Origin of the sequence: Paraburkholderia madseniana (genome assembly GCF_009690905.1) — a bacterium.
Classification (GTDB): Bacteria; Pseudomonadota; Gammaproteobacteria; order Burkholderiales; family Burkholderiaceae; genus Paraburkholderia; species Paraburkholderia madseniana.
The window spans coordinates 1-20,713 of sequence record NZ_VOSW01000132.1; the positions used below are offsets into that span (position 1 = coordinate 1).

The 20,713-nt window shown below is 63.1% G+C and carries 19 protein-coding genes; 11 read left to right on the forward strand and 8 right to left on the reverse strand.

Annotated features, from left to right (window positions below; genetic code table 11):
• Positions 1 to 186: 186 nt before the first annotated feature.
• On the reverse strand, positions 187 to 1,398 hold the full coding sequence (locus FSO04_RS40150; RefSeq protein WP_154566970.1) for an MFS transporter: 1,212 nt from the start codon (positions 1,396 to 1,398) through the stop codon (positions 187 to 189).
• A gap of 389 nt (positions 1,399 to 1,787) precedes the next feature.
• Between FSO04_RS40150 and xdhA the strand changes: the two genes are divergently transcribed.
• The 3 genes from xdhA (at position 1,788) to xdhC (ending at position 6,392) form a co-directional block, all read left to right on the forward strand.
• The gene (gene xdhA / locus FSO04_RS40155; RefSeq protein WP_154566971.1) at positions 1,788 to 3,317 is read left to right on the forward strand and encodes a xanthine dehydrogenase small subunit; all 1,530 of its coding nucleotides are present in this window, start codon (positions 1,788 to 1,790) and stop codon (positions 3,315 to 3,317) included.
• 27 nt (positions 3,318 to 3,344) lie between these two features.
• Positions 3,345 to 5,711 carry a xanthine dehydrogenase molybdopterin binding subunit gene (gene xdhB / locus FSO04_RS40160; protein ID WP_154566972.1) on the forward strand — a complete coding sequence of 789 codons (2,367 nt, stop codon included), beginning with the start codon at positions 3,345 to 3,347 and terminating at the stop codon, positions 5,709 to 5,711.
• Between the two features lie 114 nt (positions 5,712 to 5,825).
• Positions 5,826 to 6,392, forward strand: a complete 567-nt coding sequence (gene xdhC, locus FSO04_RS40165; protein WP_174825339.1) for a xanthine dehydrogenase accessory protein XdhC — start codon at positions 5,826 to 5,828, stop codon at positions 6,390 to 6,392.
• 80 nt (positions 6,393 to 6,472) lie between these two features.
• Here the strand turns inward: xdhC and FSO04_RS40170 are convergent, their stop codons facing one another.
• The 3 genes from FSO04_RS40170 to FSO04_RS40180 form a co-directional block, all read right to left on the reverse strand.
• A complete protein-coding gene (locus FSO04_RS40170; protein WP_154566974.1) occupies positions 6,473 to 7,453 on the reverse strand; it encodes a LysR substrate-binding domain-containing protein in 981 nt (326 codons plus the stop codon).
• Positions 7,454 to 7,698: 245 nt separating this feature from the next.
• Positions 7,699 to 8,343: a 2-hydroxychromene-2-carboxylate isomerase gene (locus tag FSO04_RS40175; protein ID WP_154566975.1), complete on the reverse strand. Its 645-nt coding sequence runs from the start codon at positions 8,341 to 8,343 to the stop codon at positions 7,699 to 7,701.
• A 166-nt stretch (positions 8,344 to 8,509) separates the two neighbouring features.
• Entirely contained in the window at positions 8,510 to 9,997 is a 1,488-nt protein-coding gene (locus FSO04_RS40180; RefSeq protein WP_154566976.1) for a TAXI family TRAP transporter solute-binding subunit, read from the reverse strand.
• Between the two features lie 36 nt (positions 9,998 to 10,033).
• Between FSO04_RS40180 and FSO04_RS40185 the strand changes: the two genes are divergently transcribed.
• From FSO04_RS40185 to FSO04_RS40195, 3 genes are all read left to right on the forward strand, one after another.
• Positions 10,034 to 10,240 carry a hypothetical protein gene (locus FSO04_RS40185; protein WP_154566977.1) on the forward strand — a complete coding sequence of 69 codons (207 nt, stop codon included), beginning with the start codon at positions 10,034 to 10,036 and terminating at the stop codon, positions 10,238 to 10,240.
• 456 nt (positions 10,241 to 10,696) lie between these two features.
• Entirely contained in the window at positions 10,697 to 11,050 is a 354-nt protein-coding gene (locus FSO04_RS40190; protein ID WP_154566978.1) for a BON domain-containing protein, read from the forward strand.
• Positions 11,051 to 11,389: 339 nt separating this feature from the next.
• Positions 11,390 to 11,638, forward strand: a complete 249-nt coding sequence (locus FSO04_RS40195; RefSeq protein WP_154566979.1) for a hypothetical protein — start codon at positions 11,390 to 11,392, stop codon at positions 11,636 to 11,638.
• 10 nt (positions 11,639 to 11,648) lie between these two features.
• Here the strand turns inward: FSO04_RS40195 and FSO04_RS40200 are convergent, their stop codons facing one another.
• Together FSO04_RS40200 and FSO04_RS40205 are read right to left on the reverse strand one after the other, a co-directional pair.
• Complete coding sequence (locus FSO04_RS40200) at positions 11,649 to 12,437, reverse strand: sulfite exporter TauE/SafE family protein (RefSeq protein ID WP_154566980.1); 789 nt, start codon at positions 12,435 to 12,437, stop codon at positions 11,649 to 11,651.
• Positions 12,438 to 12,593: 156 nt separating this feature from the next.
• On the reverse strand, positions 12,594 to 13,511 hold the full coding sequence (locus FSO04_RS40205) for a LysR substrate-binding domain-containing protein (protein ID WP_154566981.1): 918 nt from the start codon (positions 13,509 to 13,511) through the stop codon (positions 12,594 to 12,596).
• Positions 13,512 to 13,574: 63 nt separating this feature from the next.
• Between FSO04_RS40205 and FSO04_RS40210 the strand changes: the two genes are divergently transcribed.
• Entirely contained in the window at positions 13,575 to 14,477 is a 903-nt protein-coding gene (locus FSO04_RS40210; protein WP_154566982.1) for a DMT family transporter, read from the forward strand.
• 49 nt (positions 14,478 to 14,526) lie between these two features.
• On the opposite strand, the gene FSO04_RS40215 is transcribed toward FSO04_RS40210, so the two are convergent.
• A complete protein-coding gene (locus FSO04_RS40215; protein ID WP_154566983.1) occupies positions 14,527 to 15,168 on the reverse strand; it encodes a LysE family translocator in 642 nt (213 codons plus the stop codon).
• 179 nt (positions 15,169 to 15,347) lie between these two features.
• Between FSO04_RS40215 and FSO04_RS40220 the strand changes: the two genes are divergently transcribed.
• The 4 genes from FSO04_RS40220 (at position 15,348) to FSO04_RS40235 (ending at position 20,272) form a co-directional block, all read left to right on the forward strand.
• A complete protein-coding gene (locus FSO04_RS40220) occupies positions 15,348 to 16,241 on the forward strand; it encodes a LysR substrate-binding domain-containing protein (RefSeq protein WP_154566984.1) in 894 nt (297 codons plus the stop codon).
• A gap of 221 nt (positions 16,242 to 16,462) precedes the next feature.
• Positions 16,463 to 17,440 carry a hydroxymethylglutaryl-CoA lyase gene (locus FSO04_RS40225; RefSeq protein WP_154566985.1) on the forward strand — a complete coding sequence of 326 codons (978 nt, stop codon included), beginning with the start codon at positions 16,463 to 16,465 and terminating at the stop codon, positions 17,438 to 17,440.
• The gene (locus FSO04_RS40230) at positions 17,437 to 18,708 is read left to right on the forward strand and encodes a CaiB/BaiF CoA transferase family protein (RefSeq protein WP_154566986.1); all 1,272 of its coding nucleotides are present in this window, start codon (positions 17,437 to 17,439) and stop codon (positions 18,706 to 18,708) included. The genes FSO04_RS40225 and FSO04_RS40230 overlap by 4 nt, the downstream gene beginning before the upstream one ends.
• Before the next feature lie 79 nt (positions 18,709 to 18,787).
• Entirely contained in the window at positions 18,788 to 20,272 is a 1,485-nt protein-coding gene (locus FSO04_RS40235) for an MFS transporter (RefSeq protein ID WP_154566987.1), read from the forward strand.
• A gap of 61 nt (positions 20,273 to 20,333) precedes the next feature.
• On the opposite strand, the gene FSO04_RS46640 is transcribed toward FSO04_RS40235, so the two are convergent.
• Positions 20,334 to 20,474 carry a hypothetical protein gene (locus FSO04_RS46640; RefSeq protein ID WP_166618355.1) on the reverse strand — a complete coding sequence of 47 codons (141 nt, stop codon included), beginning with the start codon at positions 20,472 to 20,474 and terminating at the stop codon, positions 20,334 to 20,336.
• Positions 20,475 to 20,713: the final 239 nt, after the last annotated feature.

Sequence of the window (20,713 nt, forward strand, 5' to 3'; positions counted from 1 at the left end):
TCTTACCCACGACCGCCCAGAAAAGCCAAACCCCATCTCCATCTCGCGTACAAGGTCGCTTGATGGAATGGGGCTTAAGTTGAGAGCATTGCCCCGCACAGGGGCAACGCTAATAGACCACTAACAAAACAAGGAAAGGCCAACGCCCTAAGAACACAGACAACAAGCGCAGAGCAAGCAAAAAAATCAAGTCGCCGCAGGCGCATTAGGCGCCCGTGAATTCCGCAAATACATCATCGTCGACAACACGACCGCCATCGCGGAAGCGACCGCCGCAAACAAAAACACCTGCGCATAACCAAACTCCCCAGCGATATACCCGGCCAACGGCCCCGTAATCCCCAGAGAAAGATCAAGAAACACAGAATAAGCCGACAAAGCCGCCCCACGGCTAGCAGGCGGCACAAGCCCAACCGCCTCAACGCCAAGAGCAGGAAACACCAAAGCAAACCCAAACCCGGTCAACGCCGCCCCCGCGAGGGCAATATGCGGCTCCGGCGCCAACCACAACATCAACAACCCAGCACATTCAAACGAAAACGAAGCAATCGCGACCCGGAACCCACCGTAAGCCTTGATCGTATTAGCGAACAACAAGCGCGCACCGATAAACAGCGTGCCGAAAACAGTCAACGACAAAGCCGCATTAGGCCAATGCCGAGCGGCATAAAACAGCGTGATAAACGTCGCAATCGACCCAAAGCCGGCCGAGCCCAGCGCCAACCCAATCCCATGTGGCAGCACCCGCGTGAACACACTCCGATACGACATCCGCTCACCATGCACGATCGGCACCGGCGCGATAGGCCGCGCCAGATAAAACCCGAGCGCCGCCAGCAAAATCACCAGAATGCCCAACGCGGCAAACCCGATCGTGTGCGCGATCGCGACGCCAAGTGGCGCGCCAATCGCGAGCGCGCCATAAGTCGCGATGCCGTTCCACGAAATCACCCGCGCATTGTTGCTCGTGCCCACCCGGCCGATGCCCCACAAAATCGCGCCGGTGCCGCACAGGCTCTCGCCGAAGCCGAGTACGAGACGGCTGCACACCAGCAGCCCCAGGCTCACCGCGGGCCAGCGCCCGCACAACACGGCCAGCAGCAACAAGATCCCGCTCGCGCCGCAACCCAGCAGGCCGATTGTGACCGTCCGCTTCGGCCCTAACGTGTCGGCCGAGCGGCCGGCGAGCGGCCGCGATGCCAGCGTCGCCAGGTACTGAACGCTGATCGCCGCGCCGGCCAGAATCGCGCTGTAACCCAGATCGTCGTGGACGTAGCCAGGCAGCACCGCGAGCGGAATTCCGATCGTCAGGTAGCAAAGAAATGTGAAAAAGACGACCGGAATGATCTGCATGGTCGTCGCAAATTCGCTGCGCGGTGTCGCTGAGTCGGTGGACATGGGGAAAACGAGACTTGAAAACGGCGGGAAGGCGTGATTTTCCCATGGAACCGATTCCCTTGCAGGGGTTGCTTAATAATTTCGGTGCCTAAATAACGGTGCCGGATCGATATAGTGGTCCGTTTTCACTCTGCACGAGAGGTCTTCCGATGCCAACCGGATGAATGCGCCCTGGTCGTCCATGGCTGTAAAGCTACAATTTATCTAGAAATGCGGCAAAACAGCCAAATCAACATAAGCCAACCGAACCCCAAACCCATCTCTATATCGTTTCACGAATATGTCCCGCATGCGATCCCCGCTATGGGTTGTATTTATTGATGGTGATAGTTTTCGAACCATCATCGCAGCACGTCCCAACGGACACAGAACATTGAGAGTAACGAGACATGACTGAGCCGATTCGCTTCTACCACCGCAACGCGATCCGTGAGATCAAGGATGCGCCCGTCACCCGCACCGTCCTGCAGTATTTGCGCGAAGACGTGCATTGCACCGGCACCAAGGAAGGCTGCGCCGAAGGCGACTGCGGCGCGTGCACGGTCGTGATCGGCGAGCGCAACGAGGCGGGCGGCGTCGACTTCAAGGCGGTCAACGCCTGCATCCAGTTCGTGCCGACGCTGGACGGCAAAGCGCTTTTCACCGTCGAGGACCTGCGCCAGCCGGACGGCTCGCTGCATCCGGTGCAGGAAGCGATGGTCGAGTGCCACGGTTCGCAATGCGGTTTCTGCACGCCGGGTTTCGTCATGTCGATGTGGTCGCTGTACGAAAAGCACGGTCACGAACATAGCTGCGCGAACAAAACTGTGCCGTCGCGCGACGCGATCAGCAACGCGCTGACCGGCAATCTGTGCCGCTGCACCGGCTATCGTCCGATCGTCGACGCGGCCGTGCGCATGTTCGAAGCGCCCGCGCCGAAAGCGCCGGTCAATGTCGAAGCGCTGTCGAACGCGCTCGCCGCGCTCGAGCGCAAGGACACGTTCCATTACCAGCACGCCGGCCAGCAGTTTGACGCGCCGCGTACGGTCGACGCGCTCGCAAAAATCAAGGAAGCCGAACCGGCCACCCGCATCCTCGCCGGCAGCACCGACATCGGCTTGTGGGTGACGAAGCAGATGCGTGAACTGGGCAACATCGTCTACGTCGGTCAGATTGCGGAGCTGCAAGAGCTCGAAACCAACGACGACTGGATCGAGATCGGCGCAGGCGTCAGCGTCGAAAAGGCCTACGCGGAAATCGCGAAGCAGTATCCGGAACTCACCGAAATGTGGCAACGCTTCGCGTCGCTGCCGATCCGCAATGCCGGCACGCTCGGCGGCAATATCGCCAACGGCTCGCCGATCGGCGATTCGATGCCTGGCCTGATCGCGCTCGGCGCGCATGTGATCGTGCGCGGCGGCGAGATCGAACGCGAAATGCCGCTCGAGGATCTGTACCTCGCGTATCAGAAGAAGGACATGGCGGAGCACGAGTTCGTCGTTGGACTCAAGGTGCCGACCCGCACCGGCGCGCGCCAGAACCTGCAGTTCCGCACCTACAAATTGTCGAAGCGTTTCGACTCGGACATCTCGGCCGTGTGCGCCGCGTTCTCCTTCATCGCCGACGGCAACGTGATCCGCGAGCCGCGCATAGCGTTCGGCGGCATGGCCGCCACCTCGAAGCGCGCGACGCACGCTGAAGCCGTGCTGCGCGACGCCGAATGGCACGAAGCCACCGCGCAAGCCGCGATGCTCGCGCTCGGCAACGACTACGCGCCGCTTAGCGACATGCGCGCGACCAGCAACTACCGCCTCGAAGCGGCGAAGAACACCTTGTATCGCTTCTGGCTCGAAACGCGTCCGAACAATCCGCTGCCCAAGAGTTCGCTGGATGTTCGAGCAGTTGCCGCTGCTTGCGCCCCGGCCGGCGCGAGCGCCTGACGCCACAAGGATACGGAGAACACAAGAATGAATCAGCATGCCGAACCGTTCCTGAAAGACCTTCAGGATCTCGACGACTTTACCCAGGTCCACATCTCGCGCCCGCACGAGTCCGCGCATCTGCACGTAAGCGGCCGCGCCACCTACACCGACGACATCCCGACGCTCGCCGGCACGCTGCACGCCGCGCTCGGCCTGTCGCCGAAAGCGCACGCGAAGATCGTCTCGATGGCGCTCGACAAAGTGCGCGCCACGCCTGGCGTGGTCGCGATTTTCACCGCGGGTGATATCCCCGGCGTCAACGACGTGGGTCCGATCATCCATGGCGACGATCCGATTCTCGCGGATGGTGTCGTGCAATACGTCGGCCAGCCGATGTTCATCGTGGTCGCGACCTCGCATGAAATCGCGCGCCTCGCTGCGCGCCGCGCCGAAGTCGTGTACGAAGAATTGCCGGCCATCCTCACCGCGCAACAGGCCCGCGCCGCAAACCAGCACGTCTTGCCGCCGATGAAACTCGCGCGCGGCGAAGCCGATACGAAGATCGCCCGCGCCGCTCGTCGCGAAGCCGGCGAGATGCTGCTCGGCGGCCAGGAGCAGTTCTATCTGGAAGGCCAGATTTCGTACGCGGTGCCGAAAGACGACGACGGCATGCACGTCTACTGTTCGACGCAGCACCCGACCGAAATGCAGCACATGGTCGCGCACGCGTTGGGCGTGGCGTCGCACAACGTGCTGATCGAATGCCGCCGGATGGGCGGCGGTTTCGGCGGCAAGGAATCGCAATCGGGTCTGTTCGCGTGCTGCGCGGCGCTCGCAGCATGGAAGCTGCTGTGCCCGGTCAAGCTGCGTCCGGACCGCGACGACGACATGATGGTCACCGGCAAGCGCCACGATTTCCACTATACGTATGAAGTGGGCTACGACGACAAGGGTGTGATCGACGGCGTGACGGTCGACATGACCTCGCGTTGCGGCTTCTCCGCCGACCTGTCTGGTCCGGTGATGACGCGCGCGCTGTGCCACTTCGACAACGCGTACTGGTTGTCCGACGTAACGATCGACGGCTTCTGCGGCAAGACCAACACGCAGTCGAATACCGCGTTCCGCGGCTTCGGCGGTCCGCAAGGCGCGTTCGCGATCGAGTACATCATGGACAACGTCGCGCGGTCGGTGGGCGAAGATTCGCTCGACGTGCGCCGCCGCAATCTGTACGGCAAGACCGAGCGCAACCAGACGCCGTATGGTCAGGTGGTCGAAGACAACGTCATTCACGAACTGATCGACGAACTCGAAGCGACCAGCGAATACCGCGCGCGCCGTGCGGCGATCAACGAGTTCAACGCGAACAACGAAGTGCTGAAGAAGGGCCTGGCGCTCACGCCGGTCAAGTTCGGCATCGCGTTCAACGTGACCCACTTCAACCAGGCCGGCGCGCTGGTGCACATCTACACCGACGGTTCGGTGCTGGTGAACCACGGCGGCACCGAAATGGGCCAGGGTTTGAACACCAAAGTCGCGCAGGTTGTCGCGCATGAGCTGGGTATCGGCTTTAACCGCATCCGCGTCACGGCGACCGATACAAGCAAGATCGCCAATACCTCGGCGACCGCTGCGTCGACCGGTTCGGACCTGAACGGCAAGGCTGCACAGGATGCCGCGCGCCAGTTGCGCGAACGTCTGTCGGCCTTCGCCGCCGAGCGTTTCGGCGCAGGGCAGGTAGCCGCGTCGGAAGTGCGTTTCGTACACGATCGCGTGGTGGTCGGCGAGATGATCGTGCCGTTCGAAGAAGTGATCGCGAAGGCCTATGTCGCGCGTGTCCAGCTCTGGTCGGACGGCTTCTACGCAACGCCGAAGCTCTACTGGGATCAATCGAAGCTGCAAGGCCGGCCGTTCTACTACTACTCGTACGGCGCGGCCGTGTCGGAAGTGGTGATCGACACGCTGACCGGCGAAATGCGCGTGCTGCGCGCGGACGCTTTGCATGACGTGGGCGCATCGCTGAACCCGGCGCTCGACGTCGGCCAGGTGGAAGGCGCATTCATTCAGGGCATGGGCTGGCTCACGACCGAAGAACTGTGGTGGAACACGGGCGGCAAGCTGATGACGCACGCCCCGTCGACCTACAAGATTCCGACCGTCAACGATACGCCGCCGGACTTCCGTGTGCGTCTGTTCAAGAATCGCAATGCGGAGGACAGCATCCACCGTTCGAAGGCGACCGGCGAGCCGCCGCTGCTGCTGCCGTTCTCGGTGTTCTTCGCCGTGCGCGATGCGGTGTCGGCCGTGGGCGACCACAAGGTCAATCCGCCGCTGAATGCGCCCGCAACCAGCGAGGAAATCTTGAAGGCAGTCGGCGCTGTGCGGGCAGCAACCGCGGCGGCGCGGCAGTAAAGCGCATGGCTACTGGTCGGACCCGGACGTGACCTCCGGGCACGTCACGAACCGCCGGGAGCTGGCCAGCTAAGGACAATCGTGCAAATATCGAAACTCACTGGAATGATCACCATGAACGACTTTTCTTCCGTTCAGATCGGCCGGCGCAGCGCCGTGCAAGCGCCGCGTCCGGCGCCGATGCACATCGTGCTGTTCGGCGCGGGGCACGTCGGCCATGCGCTCGTCACGCTGCTCGGTAGCTTGCCGTGCGTCGTCCAGTGGGTCGATGAACGCGACGAACTGTTCCCCGACGAAACGCCAGCCAACGTGCAGATCGAAGCGACCGACACGCCCGATGCGATCGTCGACACGGCGCCGCCCGGCGCGTATTTCCTCGTGATGACGCATAACCACGCGCTCGATTTTTCGCTCGCCGCGCGCATCATGCGGCGGCGCGATTTCACCTATTTCGGCATGATCGGGTCGAAGACAAAGCGCGTGAAATTCGAGCGTCGTTTGCTGGATCGAGGCGTGGATCTGGATCGGTTGGTGGAGATGACCTGCCCGATCGGCGTGACCGGCATTGTGGATAAAGCGCCTGCGGCGATCGCGGTCGCGGTGTGTGCCGAGTTGCTGCAGATCCGTTCACGTCAAGCCGCGGCTCAGGCGGCAATGCAGAAGCTTTGCTCGAGCGTTTGAGTAGATAGAGCGAGGCGCCTGGCGTAAGGCGTTCAACGCCAGGCTCGTAACCTGAACTCCCCAGACTTCAAACCACAGCGTCAGCCCTGCGCGGCTGACGTTTCTTTTTTCGCCGGCCGTTTCGCGCGCCGCACCTTCTGCGCGATCAATTCATCCGACACTTGCGACATCAACGTACGCAGCCAGCCGACATCGCTCGGCCGATCAGGCTGCGGATGCCACAGTTGATAGCACTTGATGCGTGGAAACGGAATCGGCACTTCGACCACGGCGAGCGGCAGGATGCTCGCATAGTGCGTCGCGAAACGGCGCGTGGTCGTGAAGATCAGATCCGATTGCAACAGCGTTTGCGGCACGAGGCCGAAGTAGGGCAGCGTGGCGACGATGCGCCGCTCGGCGCGGGCCCTTGCGAAGCCGATGTCGACTGCGCCGCCGCTTGCGCCGCTATAAGGCGTCGGTGCGAGATGCGGCGCGGCGAGATACGCTTCGCGCGTCATCGGCGCGCGCGCGAGCGGATGATCGGCGCGCATCAGGCACACCACCGTATCGGAGAACAGGTCACTGCGCTCGAAACGCGGATCCGGCTTCGGCCAGTTGCCGATCACCAGATCGAGTTCACCGGCATCGAGCGCGGCCGAATGGTCGAGCATCGGGCTTAGCGAATCGATCTCCAGACGCGCATGCGGCGCCGCTTCGCGAAACTGCGCGATCACGGTGGGCATGAAGAAGTCGTTCAGATAATCCGGCGCGGCTACGCGGAAGGTCCGGCGCGAGCGGCCGGCATCAAAGTCGCCATGCGGCGTCGCAACGAAATCGACTTCGCGCAGCACACGTTGCGCCGAGGCCAGCAACGATTCGCCGTATTCGGTTGGCACCATGCCCGACTTGCCGCGCACGAGGATCGGATCGTTCAGCGTCTCGCGCAGTTTGCGCAGCGCGGTGCTGATGGCGGGCTGGGTCTGATTCAGACGCAGCGCGGTTTGTGTGACGCTGCGCTCGACGATCAGCGTGCGCAGCACGCGCACGAGCCAGATATCGAGGGAAGCGGCGGAATCGTCCATGGTTTAGGCGAGGCGGTGCAAGCAGGTCGGGCCCGGATGAAGCGTCGTACGGAGCCGCCCGCGAGCCAGATCGCGAGAGCGAGGCGCAAAGGTTATAACCTTAGGCTCGTTTGCGCTGTGGCGGCATAGCAGGCACGGTATGGCCGGCATCAGGACGGCCTTTTTGACGCCATCACGTCAAAAAAGGCATGCACGGATACGAGCGCGGCATGCCTGTCTGCACGAATATTACGTCTTCCTTTCGCTTAGTCGTCCGCGAAGCCTGAAGGCAGCGAACTGACCCGCTTCACTTCCTGCGAGTCGAGCCAGTTCGGCGTGCGTGCGCAATACAGCACCATAGGCAACGCGTCTTCGCCCCAGAACAATTGGTCGTTCAGAAAGAAGGTCGGCACGCCGTAGACGCCCAGACCGATTGCGTCCGTGGTGTTGCGCTGCAATTGCGCCTTCACTTCTTCATTCTTGATCAGTGCCGGGCCGTCCGGCATGCCGACGCGTTCGCACAGTTCGGCGAATGCTGCATCGCTCGACGGATCGCGGCCTTCACGCCAGATAAAACGGAAAATCTCGCGAACGAAGCTGATGTCGCCCTTCGCCGCGGTGGCGAGCAGGAGCAGCTTCATCGAGTCGAACGGATGGGCCGGCGGCATCTTGAACGGAATGCCGAGTTGCTCCGCACGAAACAGCGCGTGACGGTACATGAAGGTGCGTTTGGCGGGCACGCTATAAGCGGGCCGCTGGCCCCAGTGGCGATACAGATCGTTCAGCACGACCGGCGTGAACGCGAAGTCGAAGCCCGGCCACTTGTCGTGTTGCTCTAGCAACAGGTAGGTGAACGGCGAGACAAAATCGTAAAACCACAGCGGTTGCCTGGCGTCGATGCCTACGGTCATAAGTGTCTCCCGGATTGCCCTTTCCGAACGGTGTCGTCTGCTGGACCGTCGGAATTGTAATGATCTTACGCGGTGCAGCCGCCGCTTGCATCGGTCAATGTGGTTTTGGATCGGGATGGCCGATACGGGGGACGCCAAATTCGACCACGTGGGTCGAGACGGGTCCTTAGGCGTGGCGACCGGCCGAAGGCTTGTCGGCCTCGTCGGCTCCCCGCGCTTCAGGTGATTCCGTTGCGTCATCGGCGTCTGCTGCATGCGCCGAAGCAGATGGTTGTGGCTCGTCGTCCGAGTCCCCCGCTGCCTCGCGCTGAGCCTCGCGGCTATGCGTGAGCCGCTCGCGCACGAAGCCGATATGCTCGCGCAGCACGTAGAACTGATCCGCATAGGCGAGCGGCATTTTTAGCCCGTTCACCGATTCTTCGATCGCGTCGAGCCGCTCGATCAGCGTGGCGCGTTCTTCGGCCGAGTACTCGCTGAGCGCGCTGCGCTCGATCGCGATCAGCGCGCCGTACCAGCGGTAGATGCGCGATTTCACCCGCCACGTGTACAGCGACGGCACGACGCGCAGCGCCGGAATCAGCAGCACGATCAGCGGCACCACGACCACCAGCAGCCGGTCCGCGAGACTCGCCAGCCAGAACGGCAGGATCCGGTAGAGGAAGCCCTTGCCTGACTTGTAGTAGCGGGCAGCGTCGTCGCTGATCGGGAAATCGTGGGCGAGCGGCGCGGGGAATTCGCCGGCGCGCTGCATGATGTTTGCTTTGCCGTGGACCTCGCGTGCCGCTTCGATCAGCAGATCGGAGAGCGCAGGATGCAGCGAATCGCGCGCCACCAGTTCGGCGGTCGGCGCCACCATATGAATCGGCGTGGACGGCAGATTCTTGCCGAGGTCGAACGCGCCCATCGGCATCTGGAGCTGCGTCAGATACGGAAAACGGCGGGTGTAGGCGTCGGCCTGGGTGAAATCGTAGAACTGCACATTCGGCGTGCGATAGAGCTTGCCCATCACTGCCGGTTGCGCCGAATCGCCGGCCAGAAACGCCGCGTCGACTTTGCCGGTGACGAGTGCCTGGGCGGCGTCGTCGCCCGAGAGCGGCAGCAGTTTGGTCGGGCCGCCCGGCACGATGCCGTTGGCCTTGAGCAGGGCGAGCGCCAGTTCGCGCGTGCCGCTGCCTTCGGCGCCGACCGCGAGGCGCAAGCCCTTGAATTCGGAGAGCCGCGCGATTGTCGGCCCGTGATAGAAGATCGCCAGCGGGACATAGGCCACGCTGCCGAGCGACATCAGGCCCTCGCTCGCCGGGCCGGGCGCGACCCCGTCCTGCACGAAGCCGACGTCGACGTTCGACTTCGGGTCTGAGAGCCGTTTGAGATTCTGCAGCGAGCCTTCCGAGGGCAAGACGTTCAGGGTGATACGGTTGCGCGCCAGAATTTCCTTGTACTTCTGGGCCGCATTCCAGAAGGTGCTGCCTTCGGGGCCGGCGCTGATCGTCAGCGTGCTGGGCGGGGCGGGCTGGATCAGGCGCACGGCGACCCAGATCGCCGCGACGGCGATCAGCAGGAGCGGTCCGAACGAGACCGCCAGATCGCGCCAGGAGATCGCCACGAAACGGGCGACGAGACGGGGAGGGCGTTTGCGGCCGGTGGCTGGCTTCATCGGGTGACGTGACGGCTACGGTCGAAAGTGAACAGGATGACGGCGTTCTGCGGCGCGCGAACTGCGGCAAAGCGTTCGCGCCATGCCGGGCTGGCTGCCGTGCAAGGCACACAAGCCGCACAAACCGCGCGGCAGCGCGTCGCGCCGATGGTACCTGAGATTCGCGCGGCGGCGCAGCGTCCGGCCGGCGCGGGCGCCGTCAAACCCGTAACAAATCGTGAACGGCGCGTGAACGGTACATGAACGGCCGATGAACGTCCCATGAACGGCACATGACCGGCCGGCCAGGCGCGCACCGAACCAGAATATGAACGGCGCATGAACAAAACACGCCCGATGCCCCCTATGACAACCGGAATGCACCGCAACGTACGACTAAACCCTTTGCGCTTCTGGCGCGGCTAGATTAAATTGTCGTTCGCTGCCGCGAACAGATGTTTGCACAGCGTGACCCGGCACGACAGACAAGAACCGGGCGCGCTGGCGGACCTCGCGGCTTGCCGGCTCCCGTACCGCATTGCATGCGTGGCATCGCATGCGACTAACGGCGGCCGGCCTCTCTCGCCTCTCGCACACCGTGTCGCAGCCATAGTCGGCCGTCGCTGAGCCGCGCGTTGTCGCGTCCCGAATGGCCGCCGGTAGTCGTAACGAAGCCGCTTGTACATGCGGTCCAATGTGTAGCTAAGGAGAATAGAAACTATGAAATCGGTCGGTTTTCTGAAAACGCTGGGCTCGGTTGTGGCAATGGTGGTGGCGTGCAATGTGTACGCTCAGGCAAGCGATGCAACGGCTACGGGCACGACCGCAGCGCCGGCTGCAAGCGCCAAGGCCGGCAAGAAGGCTAATAGCCAACTGGGTCGCAAGGTGCGCGGCGCGCTTGCCAAGGCGCAAGGCATCGACGTCTCGAACATCGCCGTGCGTGCTCGTGGCGGTGCAGTGACTCTGACGGGTTCGGTGCCTGACCAAGGCCAGATCGACGCTGCCGGTGAAGCGGCCAAGGGCGTTGCCGGCGTGACGTCGGTGACGAACAAGCTGACCGTTGTGCAGCAGTAAGACGGTTGCAATGAGCAGGCCGCGATAAGCGGCCTGGCATAAGCGGCTTGCAACATGAGCACGAAGCGCCGGCAGGCGCGAAAGGCGGCAACAGGAGGTGCATGCGATTCGCTATCGCGCCATGCGCCATCGTGATGCATGCCAGTGCGGGGGCTCCGGCGAATAACCGGAGCCTTTTTTTCGCTTTATTTTTCGTAGCGGTGATTTTTGAAACGGTGATGATGAGTTGGCCAGTGCCGGGCTGAACGCCGGTGCCGCAACAGCCCGTCTGTGTGCTGTGACACACTATCGACGCGGAGCGAAGCGTACTGTGATGCAAGCGGAACCGGAGTCAACGCCATGGAAACCACGCATTTGCGGTATACCGATCTGCCGATCAGCGATCGGGCGGCTTTCGAACTGGTATGTGCGCGGCACGGTTTTGCGCCGGCGCATTTCGACATCAGCGCCTGCCCGGACCCGGGCGATGCCGCACACGAGCGCCTTGTCACGGTTCGGCGCGGCGGCTGGGCGCAGTCATATCACGACCATCAGGGTCAATGGGTCAGGCAGTTCGAGACCGATCTCACCTGCCGGTTTTTCAAGTAGCGCGGCTACTTTATGACAGCACGAGGCGCACGCCGACCAGCGTGAGCGTGGCCGCGAGCACGTTGCGCAGTAGCGCGTCCGGTGCGCGCGACGACAGGTAACTGCCGATCGCGATGCCCGGCAATGATCCCACCAGCAGTGACAGCAGCATCGACCAGTCGACCGAGCCCAGCAGCCAGTGACCGGCGCCCGCCAGCAGCGTGAGCGGCACTGCGTGCGCGATATCGGAGCCGACGATGCGCGTGGTCGGCAGCAACGGATACAGCAGCAACAACACCGTCACGCCAATGGCGCCCGCACCCACCGACGTCAGCGACACCAGCACGCCCAGTATCGCGCCGGTCAGCATGGTGAGCGCGAGCGTACGCCCTTGCCTCGGCGCACGCTGACGGCGCGCGCCGAGCGCCGCGAGTTGCGGCCGGAATACCAGCGCCACGGCCGTGACCAGCAAAGCGGCGCCGAGCACGATCTGGATCAGCCGGCTCGCGCCCGGCGTGTCCATGCCGTACCGATGCAGCAGGATCAAGGTGATGGTTGCCGCCGGTACGCTGCCGGCCGCGAGACGCAGGGTGATCTGCCAGTCGACGGAGCCTTTCAGGCCGTGCACCAGCGTGCCGGTCGCCTTGGTGGCGGCCGCGTACAGCAGATCGGTGCCGACCGCGGTGGCCGGATGTACGTTGAACAGCAGGACCAGGATCGGCGTCATCAGCGAGCCGCCGCCGACACCCGTCAGTCCGACCAGAAAGCCGACGAACAGGCCGGAGACGGAGTACAGCAGATCGATGTGGGGAAGAGCCATTGAGCAGACCGCTGACGGTCGGGTGGGTTGAACAGGTTAGACGGCAAGGCCGGCGCACACTCGCCTTCGAGCGCCGGCGCATCTCGGCGACAGGCGCACGACGGCGCGGCGAAAGCCGCTATTGTCGCAAAACTGCCGCGCTTGCGTACGAAGTTGCTACGACACGCCCTGCTGGGCCGCCTGCATCCGGTCGATCAGCGCCAGCACTTCGGGCCGGCTCTCGCCCTTTGCATGCACGAAGTAATAAGTCAGTGGCGAGGCGACTTCGTGGCGGCTCACCCGCACGAGGCCGCTTTTGCGCAGATACGCATCGGCGAACGGCACGCGTGCCAGCGCAACGCCGAGTCCCGCTTCGGCGGCGGCCAGCACCAGCGTGTAGTCTTCGAAGCGCCGGTCCTGGGCGCGCGGTTTCAGCGGAATAGCGAGTGCGCCGAACCACGCGCGCCAGCCGGTCACATCCGAGTCGTGCAGCAGCGGCACATCGAGCAGCGCGGCGTCGCCATGTTTATGCCGCTGCTTCGCGAGGCGTGCGGCGAGCGCGGGATGCGCGACCGGATAGAGCGTCTCCGGCAGGAAAGGTTTGACCTCGAGCTGACGCCAACTGCCGCGCCCGTAGCGAATCGCCAGATCTGCTTCGCCGCCGGCGATGTCCACGTTGCGATGATCGATATCGAGCTGTATGCGCAGCGCCGGGGCGGCGCTCTCGAATGCCGCCTGGCGCTCGAAGAACCACAGTTTGGCGAACGCCGGCACCACGCTCAGCTTGACCAGTTGCGGGCTGCGCGGCAAGCGCCATTGAACCGCGGCGCTGTCGATGATGCCGAACGCCTGCTCGATACGCCCGACGAAACGCTGCCCGTCCGGCGTCAGCCGCACGCCGCGCGCATGGCGTTCGAACAAGGTCATGCCGAGCCAGTTTTCGACCGCGGCCACCCGCCGGCTGATCGCGCCGTGCGTCAATCCGGCAACCTCGGCAGCGGCGAGAAACGAGCCTTCGCGGGCGACGGCGCAGACGGTTTCGAGGCTTGCGAGCGGCGGCCGCGCCAACGAGGTCGGTGAGGAGGTGTGAGCCATTTTCACATCACGATGTTCATTTGTGCGCTAGCTTAGCAGCTCGCGGCGCGGCACCATCTGCGCATGAACACACTCACTTCGTCTCCATCGCCCCGTTCCGAGCGGCAGCCGCTGCTGGCGGCAGGCGCCGTCGCCTTCACCATTGTGTCCTGGGCGTCGGCCTTTCCCTTCATTCGCATCGGCTTGCAGGGTTTGGCGCCTTTGCCTTTGGCGGCGGCGCGTTTCGCCACCGCGGCGCTGCTGGTGATCGCATGGCTTGCCTATCGGCGCCCGCCGTTGCCGGCATGGCGCGACGGTCTGCGTTTCGTGCTGTGCGGTTTTCTCGGCATCGCGCTTTACAACGCGCTGCTCAACACCGGCGAGAAAACGGTGGCGCCAGGCGCGGCGAGTTTCATCGTCAATACGCTGCCGATTTTCACGGCGCTGCTGGCGGCCGTGTTCCTCGGCGAGCGATTCAATCGTTGGGGATGGCTCGGTTCGTTAGTCAGTCTCGCCGGCATCGCGGTCATTGCGCGGGGTCAGCCCGGCGGCCTGACGCTCGGCGCGGGCAGTACGCTGATTCTCGGCGCGGCGCTGTGTTCGGCGAGCTATTTCGTGCTGCAGCGGCGCCTGATTCCGGTCTACGGGGCACTGACGTGCACCGCCTACACGTTGCTGGCAGGGGCGGTGTTGCTGGCGCCGTGGCTGCCGGGCGCGTTGAGTTCGCTTGGCAGTGCGCCGCACGGCACGTTGCAGGCGGTGCTGGTGCTCGGCGTATTTCCGGCCGCGCTCGGTTATGCAACTTGGACGTTCGCGCTGGGCTACTTCGGCGCGGCGCGTGCGGCCAATTTTCTGTATCTGACGCCTGCGGTGGCGACGGCGTTGTCCGCCGTGCTGACCGGCGAGCGTCTAGGTCTCGCGACGCTATGCGGTGGTTTGATGGCGATTGCCGGTGTGGTGTTCGTGGCGTTGCGGGGTCGCTCGTGAGTCACAAGGCGCATCGTTGAGGGCCCTTGTGCGGTCCTGCTAACCCTCTTCAAAGCGCGCGGCGAATCTCGACGATACCGAACGCCGCCAGCGTGAATCCGACGATCCGGTCGATCGCCACGCGCAGCTTGCTGCCGATCGCATGGCGCGCGAGCGACACCACGGTCACGAGAAAACACCACCACGCGATCGACCCGCAAAACACGCCGCCTACAGTGGTCAACGCGATGCTCGATGAAAACGCGCCACGCGGTGCGAGCGTCGTAAACAGCGCGGCAAACATGATGACGGTTTGCGGATTGGTCAGCGTGAGCAGCAATGAACTCGCATACGCGCGCAGTGCGCCGGCGCGGCCCACCTGTGCGAGCTTGCCGTTGCCATTGCCATTGGCCGCATCGGCGGGCGCTTTTTGCAGCAGCGTACGCACGCCGAGATAAAGCAGAAACAGACCGGCGAGCAGATGCAAGGGCCGATCGTAGGCGAGCATGAACTGAGAAATCCCGACCAGGCCGAGTGCCGCGATCAGACCGTAAACCGCATCGCCGGTCGCAATGCCGAAGCCGATTGCGAGCCCAGCGCGCGGACCGCCTGTCAGCGTGCGGCGGATGCATAGCATGCCCATCGGGCCGACCGGTGCGGCAATCGCGAGGCCGACGCCCGCAGAGGTGACGAAGAGACTGGCGGTGGACATGGGAAAGCCTTGGTCGGTTGTTCTGATTGCGCAGTTTGACACACGATTAGCGGTTACAACCTGGCTCGCGATCGACGACGCAAACCAGCATGCCGGCCGTGGATACCCTGGGATGGACTTGGCCGTCGCCTTCCTCGGGCATAATTTTCCTACCTCAAACACCCAGGGCGCGCCCGTTCATGTGGCAAATCGATCAGGTGACGTTGCGCTTGTTCATCGCCGTCTGCGAGGAAGGCACGATCGCGCGGGCGGCCGAACGCGAGTTCATCGCGCCGTCCGCGGTCAGCAAGCGGCTCGCCGATCTCGAAGCGCTGGTCGACGTCGCGCTGCTCTCGCGCAGCCAGCGCGGCGTGCGCGCGACCGCCGCCGGCGAGGCGCTGCTCAGGCACGCGCGGCTCATCATGCGCGGCCATGAACGTTTGCAGGCCGAGCTCAGCGAGTACGCGGCCGGCGCGCGCGGTCATGTGCGGGTGCTGGCGAATGTGTCGTCGATGGTCGAGTTTCTGCCCGAGGCGCTGTCGGTGTTTCTGAAGGCCAATCCGCAGGTTCGTGTCGATGTCGAAGAGCGTGTCAGCGCCGAGATCGTGCGCGGTCTGGAAGAGGGCGTGGCCGATCTCGGCATCTGCCGCGACGTGGTGCCGATGGGCAGTCTCGATGTGCTGCCGTATCGCTCCGATCATCTCGCGCTGATCGTGCCGCGCGATCATCCGCTGGCCGGTGAGATTGCGGTTGGCTTTGAGCAGACCCTGGCGTTCGATCATCTCGGGCTCGCATCGAATGCATCGGTGAATGCGCTGATGCAACGCATTGCTGTTGAAAAAGGCAGCGAGCTCAACTATCGAACCTATGTATCGACCTTCGACGCCGCCTATCGTTTTATCCAGGCAGGCCTTGCCGTCGCGATCCTGCCGAGCGAGGCGCTGCCCAAACATGCCGCTGACGAATACGGCATCGTCGCCGTGCCCTTGCGCGAAGCATGGGCGGAGCGGCGCTTCGTGATCTGTATGCGCGACCGCAAGGCGCTGACGCTGACGGCGGCGTATTTACTCGACCATCTGCTGCGCCTAGGTTGAGCGCAGGCTCCTGGCTGCCTCTGAGCTCCCTCTGAAAAGCCCTTAAGGGTTTCCCCTTTGCGACGGCGCACGCCCGTCCCGCATGCCACTGCGGCCATCGCGAGCGGCGATGGAGTGCGTCGTCAACGCAGACTTTGCCGTGCAGCCGCGCGCGGGCACGCTGTCACTCAGTTGCTTCTTTCCCTGCACTCCACGCAGACTCAAGACCGGGATTCAAGACCATGAGTGACACCCAGGAGCGCGTCGTCGTGACCGAAGTCGGCATGCGCGACGGCCTGCAAAGCATCGCACGCACGATGCCCACCGAGTTCAAGCGACGCTGGATCGACGCTGCATATGCCGCCGGCGTGCGGCATATGGAAGTCGCGTCGTTCGTGCCGGCGAAGCTCTTGCCGCAAATGGCCGACGCCGACGAAGTGATCGCCCACGCGCTCACCTACGACGATCTGATCGTGACGGCATTGGTGCCGAACCTGAAGGGCGCGCAACGTGCGCTCGAGTCCGGCGTGCATCGGATCGTCGCGCCGATTTCGGTGAGCACGGCGCATAGCCTCGCCAATGTTCGCAAGACGCCTGTCGAGATGATCGAGTCATTTGCCGCGATGCGCGAACTGATCGATAGCGCGGCCAGTGCGAACGTGCGACGCGTCGAATTGATCGCAGGATTGTCGACGGTGTTCGGCTGCACGCTGCAAGGCGCGGTGCCTTACGCCGATATCGTTGCGATTGCACGCGCCGCGTTGCAGGCGGGCGCCGATGTCATCGCGCTTGGCGACACTACCGGCGAAGCGACGCCGCGCCAGGTTGGCGAAATCATCGAACTGGTGCGAGAAGTCGCGGGGAACAAGTTGCGCTCGCTGCATTTCCACGACACGCGCGGCCTTGGTCTCGCCAATACGCTGATCGCGCTGCAGCACGGCATCCGTGAATTCGACGCGTCGCTGGCTGGCCTTGGCGGCTGTCCGCATGCGCCGGGTGCGACCGGCAACGTGAACACCGAAGACCTCGTGTTCATGCTCGACAGCATGGGTTACGACACTGGCATCGACCTCACCCGACTCATCGCGTCGCGCGACGTCCTCGCCGACGCGCTCCCCGGCGAACCGCTGTACGGCTATCTGGCGCGGGCCGGTTTGCCGAAGCAGTTCAGTGCTGTTGCTCAACGTCTTGAACCTTCCGAATCACGGGTGTTGCAATGAATCCGCTTTCTTCCACGTCTGCTTCTTCCGCTTCTTCTGCATCTGCTTCCGCTACATCCGCGTCTTCAGCAGAGCAACAGGGCGCGTTGCCGCTTGCGGGCATCCGCGTGATCGAGTTATCGCATATGGTGATGGGGCCGACCTGCGGGATGATTCTTGGCGACCTCGGTGCTGAAGTTATCAAGGTCGAGCCGCCGCGTGGCGACGGCACGCGCCGTTTGCTCGGCACCGGTGCGGGTTTTTTTCGTACCTTCAATCGCAACAAGAAGAGTGTTGCGCTCGATCTCGATAGCGAAGCCGGACTGGCCGCGCTGCACAAGCTCGTCGATACCGCGGATGTATTTGTCGAGAACTTCAAGCCGGGCCGCATGGCGAAGCTGGGTCTCGATTACGCGTCGCTTCGTGAGCGCAATCCCAGGTTGATCTATGTCTCGCACAAAGGCTTTCTTAACGGTCCATACGAGCACCGTCTCGCTCTGGACGAAGTCGTGCAGATGATGGCCGGCCTCGCCTACATGACGGGACCGGTAGGCCGGCCGTTGCGCGCGGGCAGTTCGGTCAACGACATCATGGGTGGCATGTTCGGTGCGATCGGCGTGCTTGCCGCACTGCACGAACGGCATACGAGCGGACGCGGCAAGGAAGTACAGAGCGCGCTGTTCGAAAACTGTGTGCTGCTTTCCGCGCAACACATGCAGCAGTTCGCCGCGACCGGCGTGCCCGCTGCGCCGATGCCCGAGCGCATCAGCGCGTGGGCCGTCTACGACGTGTTCAGGCTTGCCAACGACGAGCAGATGTTTATCGCCGCGACCGGCGACGGTCAGTGGCGCGCGCTGTGCGCGATTCTCGATCGCGCCGACCTATTGGCTGATCCGCGCCTCACGACTAACAACGACCGCGTGCTGGCCCGCGAGTGGTTGTTGCAGACGCTCGGTGAAACCTTGAGTCGTTTCGAAGGCGCGGCGCTCGTGCCGCAGTTCGAACGTGACCACATTCCTTTCGCATCGATCACGAAACCCGAGGACCTGTTCGACGATCCGCATCTGAACGAGAGCGGCGGCCTCGCGCGATTGACGCTCGATGACGGAAGCGAAACCGCGATGACCTTGCTGCCGATTTCGATGGATGGCGCTCGTCTGCAACCGCGCTCGCCGATCGCAAAGATCGGTGAGCACACCGCCGACGTGCTGCGCGGTTTGGGCTACGACGAAGCGCAGATTACGGCGTTGGGCGGCGGCGTAGCGCAGACGCCGCGAGAAGCTGCGTGAGGGTAGCAGTGCGCTCGATGCGTCAAACGTAGTCAATCAATCTCATCCGGCATCAGACCGGAAATCATGGAGACGGACGATGAAATCGTCGAATCATGCGGTGTATGCGACAGTGGTCGGCGATGCCGGCACGCTGGGTGGTTTGCCCTCAGGCGCCGGTGCATCGGCAGGTGGCCGCGCTGAAGAGATCGCGCTGAATGGCGCGCGCATTTCCGCGCGGCTCGATCGCTTGCCCGCGACGCGTTCGATCTGGCAACTGGTGATGCTGCTGAGCCTCGGACTCTTCTTCGAACTCTACGACCTGATGTTCTCCGGCTACATCGCGCCGGGCCTCGTGCGCAGCGGCATTCTCACCGCGACGACCCACGGTCTGTTCGGCACCAGCGGCGTGGCGAGCTTTATCGCGGCGTTATTCGCGGGCCTGTTTATCGGCACGGCGGCATGCGGGTTTCTCGCCGACCGTTTCGGGCGGCGTGCGATCTTCACATGGTCGCTGCTGTGGTACACGGCGGCCAACATCATCATGGCGTTCCAGGACACGGCGCTTGGGCTCAACCTCTGGCGCTTCATCGCGGGGATCGGTATCGGCGTGGAGATCGTGACGATCGGTACGTACATTTCCGAACTCGTGCCGAAACATGTGCGAGGACGTGCGTCGGCCTTTTCACAGGCAGTTGGTTTTTGCGCGGTGCCGATCGTCGCGTTTCTATCGTATTTGCTGGTGCCGCACCGTTACTTTGGCCTCGACGGCTGGCGCCTGGTCGTGCTGACCGGCGTAGTGGGTGCGATCGTGGTGTGGTGGATCCGTTTGCGTTTGCCGGAGAGCCCACGCTGGCTCGCACAGAAGGGCCGCATCGAGGAAGCCGACGCCGTGATGAAGCGACTCGAAGCACGCGTGGAACGAGAATATGGACGGCCTTTGCCGGAGCCGGCATTGCCTGAACCGGTGCGCGTGCGTGCGGCGTTTCGCGATCTGCTGGTGCCGCCGTATCGAAAGCGCACGCTAATGCTGATCATTTTCCACGTGTTCCAGACGATGGGTTATTACGGCTTCGCGAACTGGATTCCGACGTTGCTGATCAAGCAGGGCATTACCGTCACGACGAGTTTGATGTACGCGAGCATCATTGCGATCGCGGCGCCGCTTGGACCGTTGCTGGGGATGCTGATTGCCGACCGCTTCGAGCGTAAGACGGTGATTATCTGCATGGCGGCGGTGAACGTCGTGTGCGGGTTGCTGTTTAGCCAGGCACGGGAGACGGTATTGCTCGTGAGTTTGGGCGTGTGCCTTGTGCTGGCGGGCAACATTATTTCTTATAGCTATCACGCATATCAGGCCGAGCTGTTTCCGACCAGTATTCGAGCGAGGGCAGTGGGGTTTGTTTATTCGTGGAGCCGGATTTCGGCGATGTTTTCCGCGTTTGTGATTGCGGGATGCCTGAACCGCTTTGGTGTGAACGGGGTGTTTGTGTTTATTTCGGGGGCGATGATGATCGTCATGCTGGCCATCGGGACGCTTGGGCCGAAGACGCGGGATGTCGCGTTGGAGGATATTTCGAGGTAGTGCGGGTGGTTGAGTTGAGGCCCGCCTGGCGGGGCGGGCTTGCTGCTTGGTTGGTGCTGCCTTAGTGTTTCTTTGGCGTTGCCGAAACGGTCGGCGCCACGCGGATCGGCGGCGCGCCCGATGGCGTCGTGGCCGGTGTGGGTTTTTTGGCCTGCTTCGGTTTCTTTACTTCGCGGTTACTGCGCATTTGACCTTTTGCCATGATGGGCTCCCCAGTAGGCTTTTATCGCTCCGCGAGGGAGCAGTTGGATAGTGTGCGCTGAATTTTGGGTTTATGGGAGGGATTTGGGGTTTTTTTGCCTGTGCGGCGCTTTTTGTCAGTGTTCTTGGGGCGTTGGCCTTTCCTTGAATTGTTAGTGGTCTATTAGCGTTGCCCCTGTGCGGGGCGGCACCTACTTCTCTTTGCCGGCTGCAAAGAGAAGTAGGCAAGAGAAAGCAGCT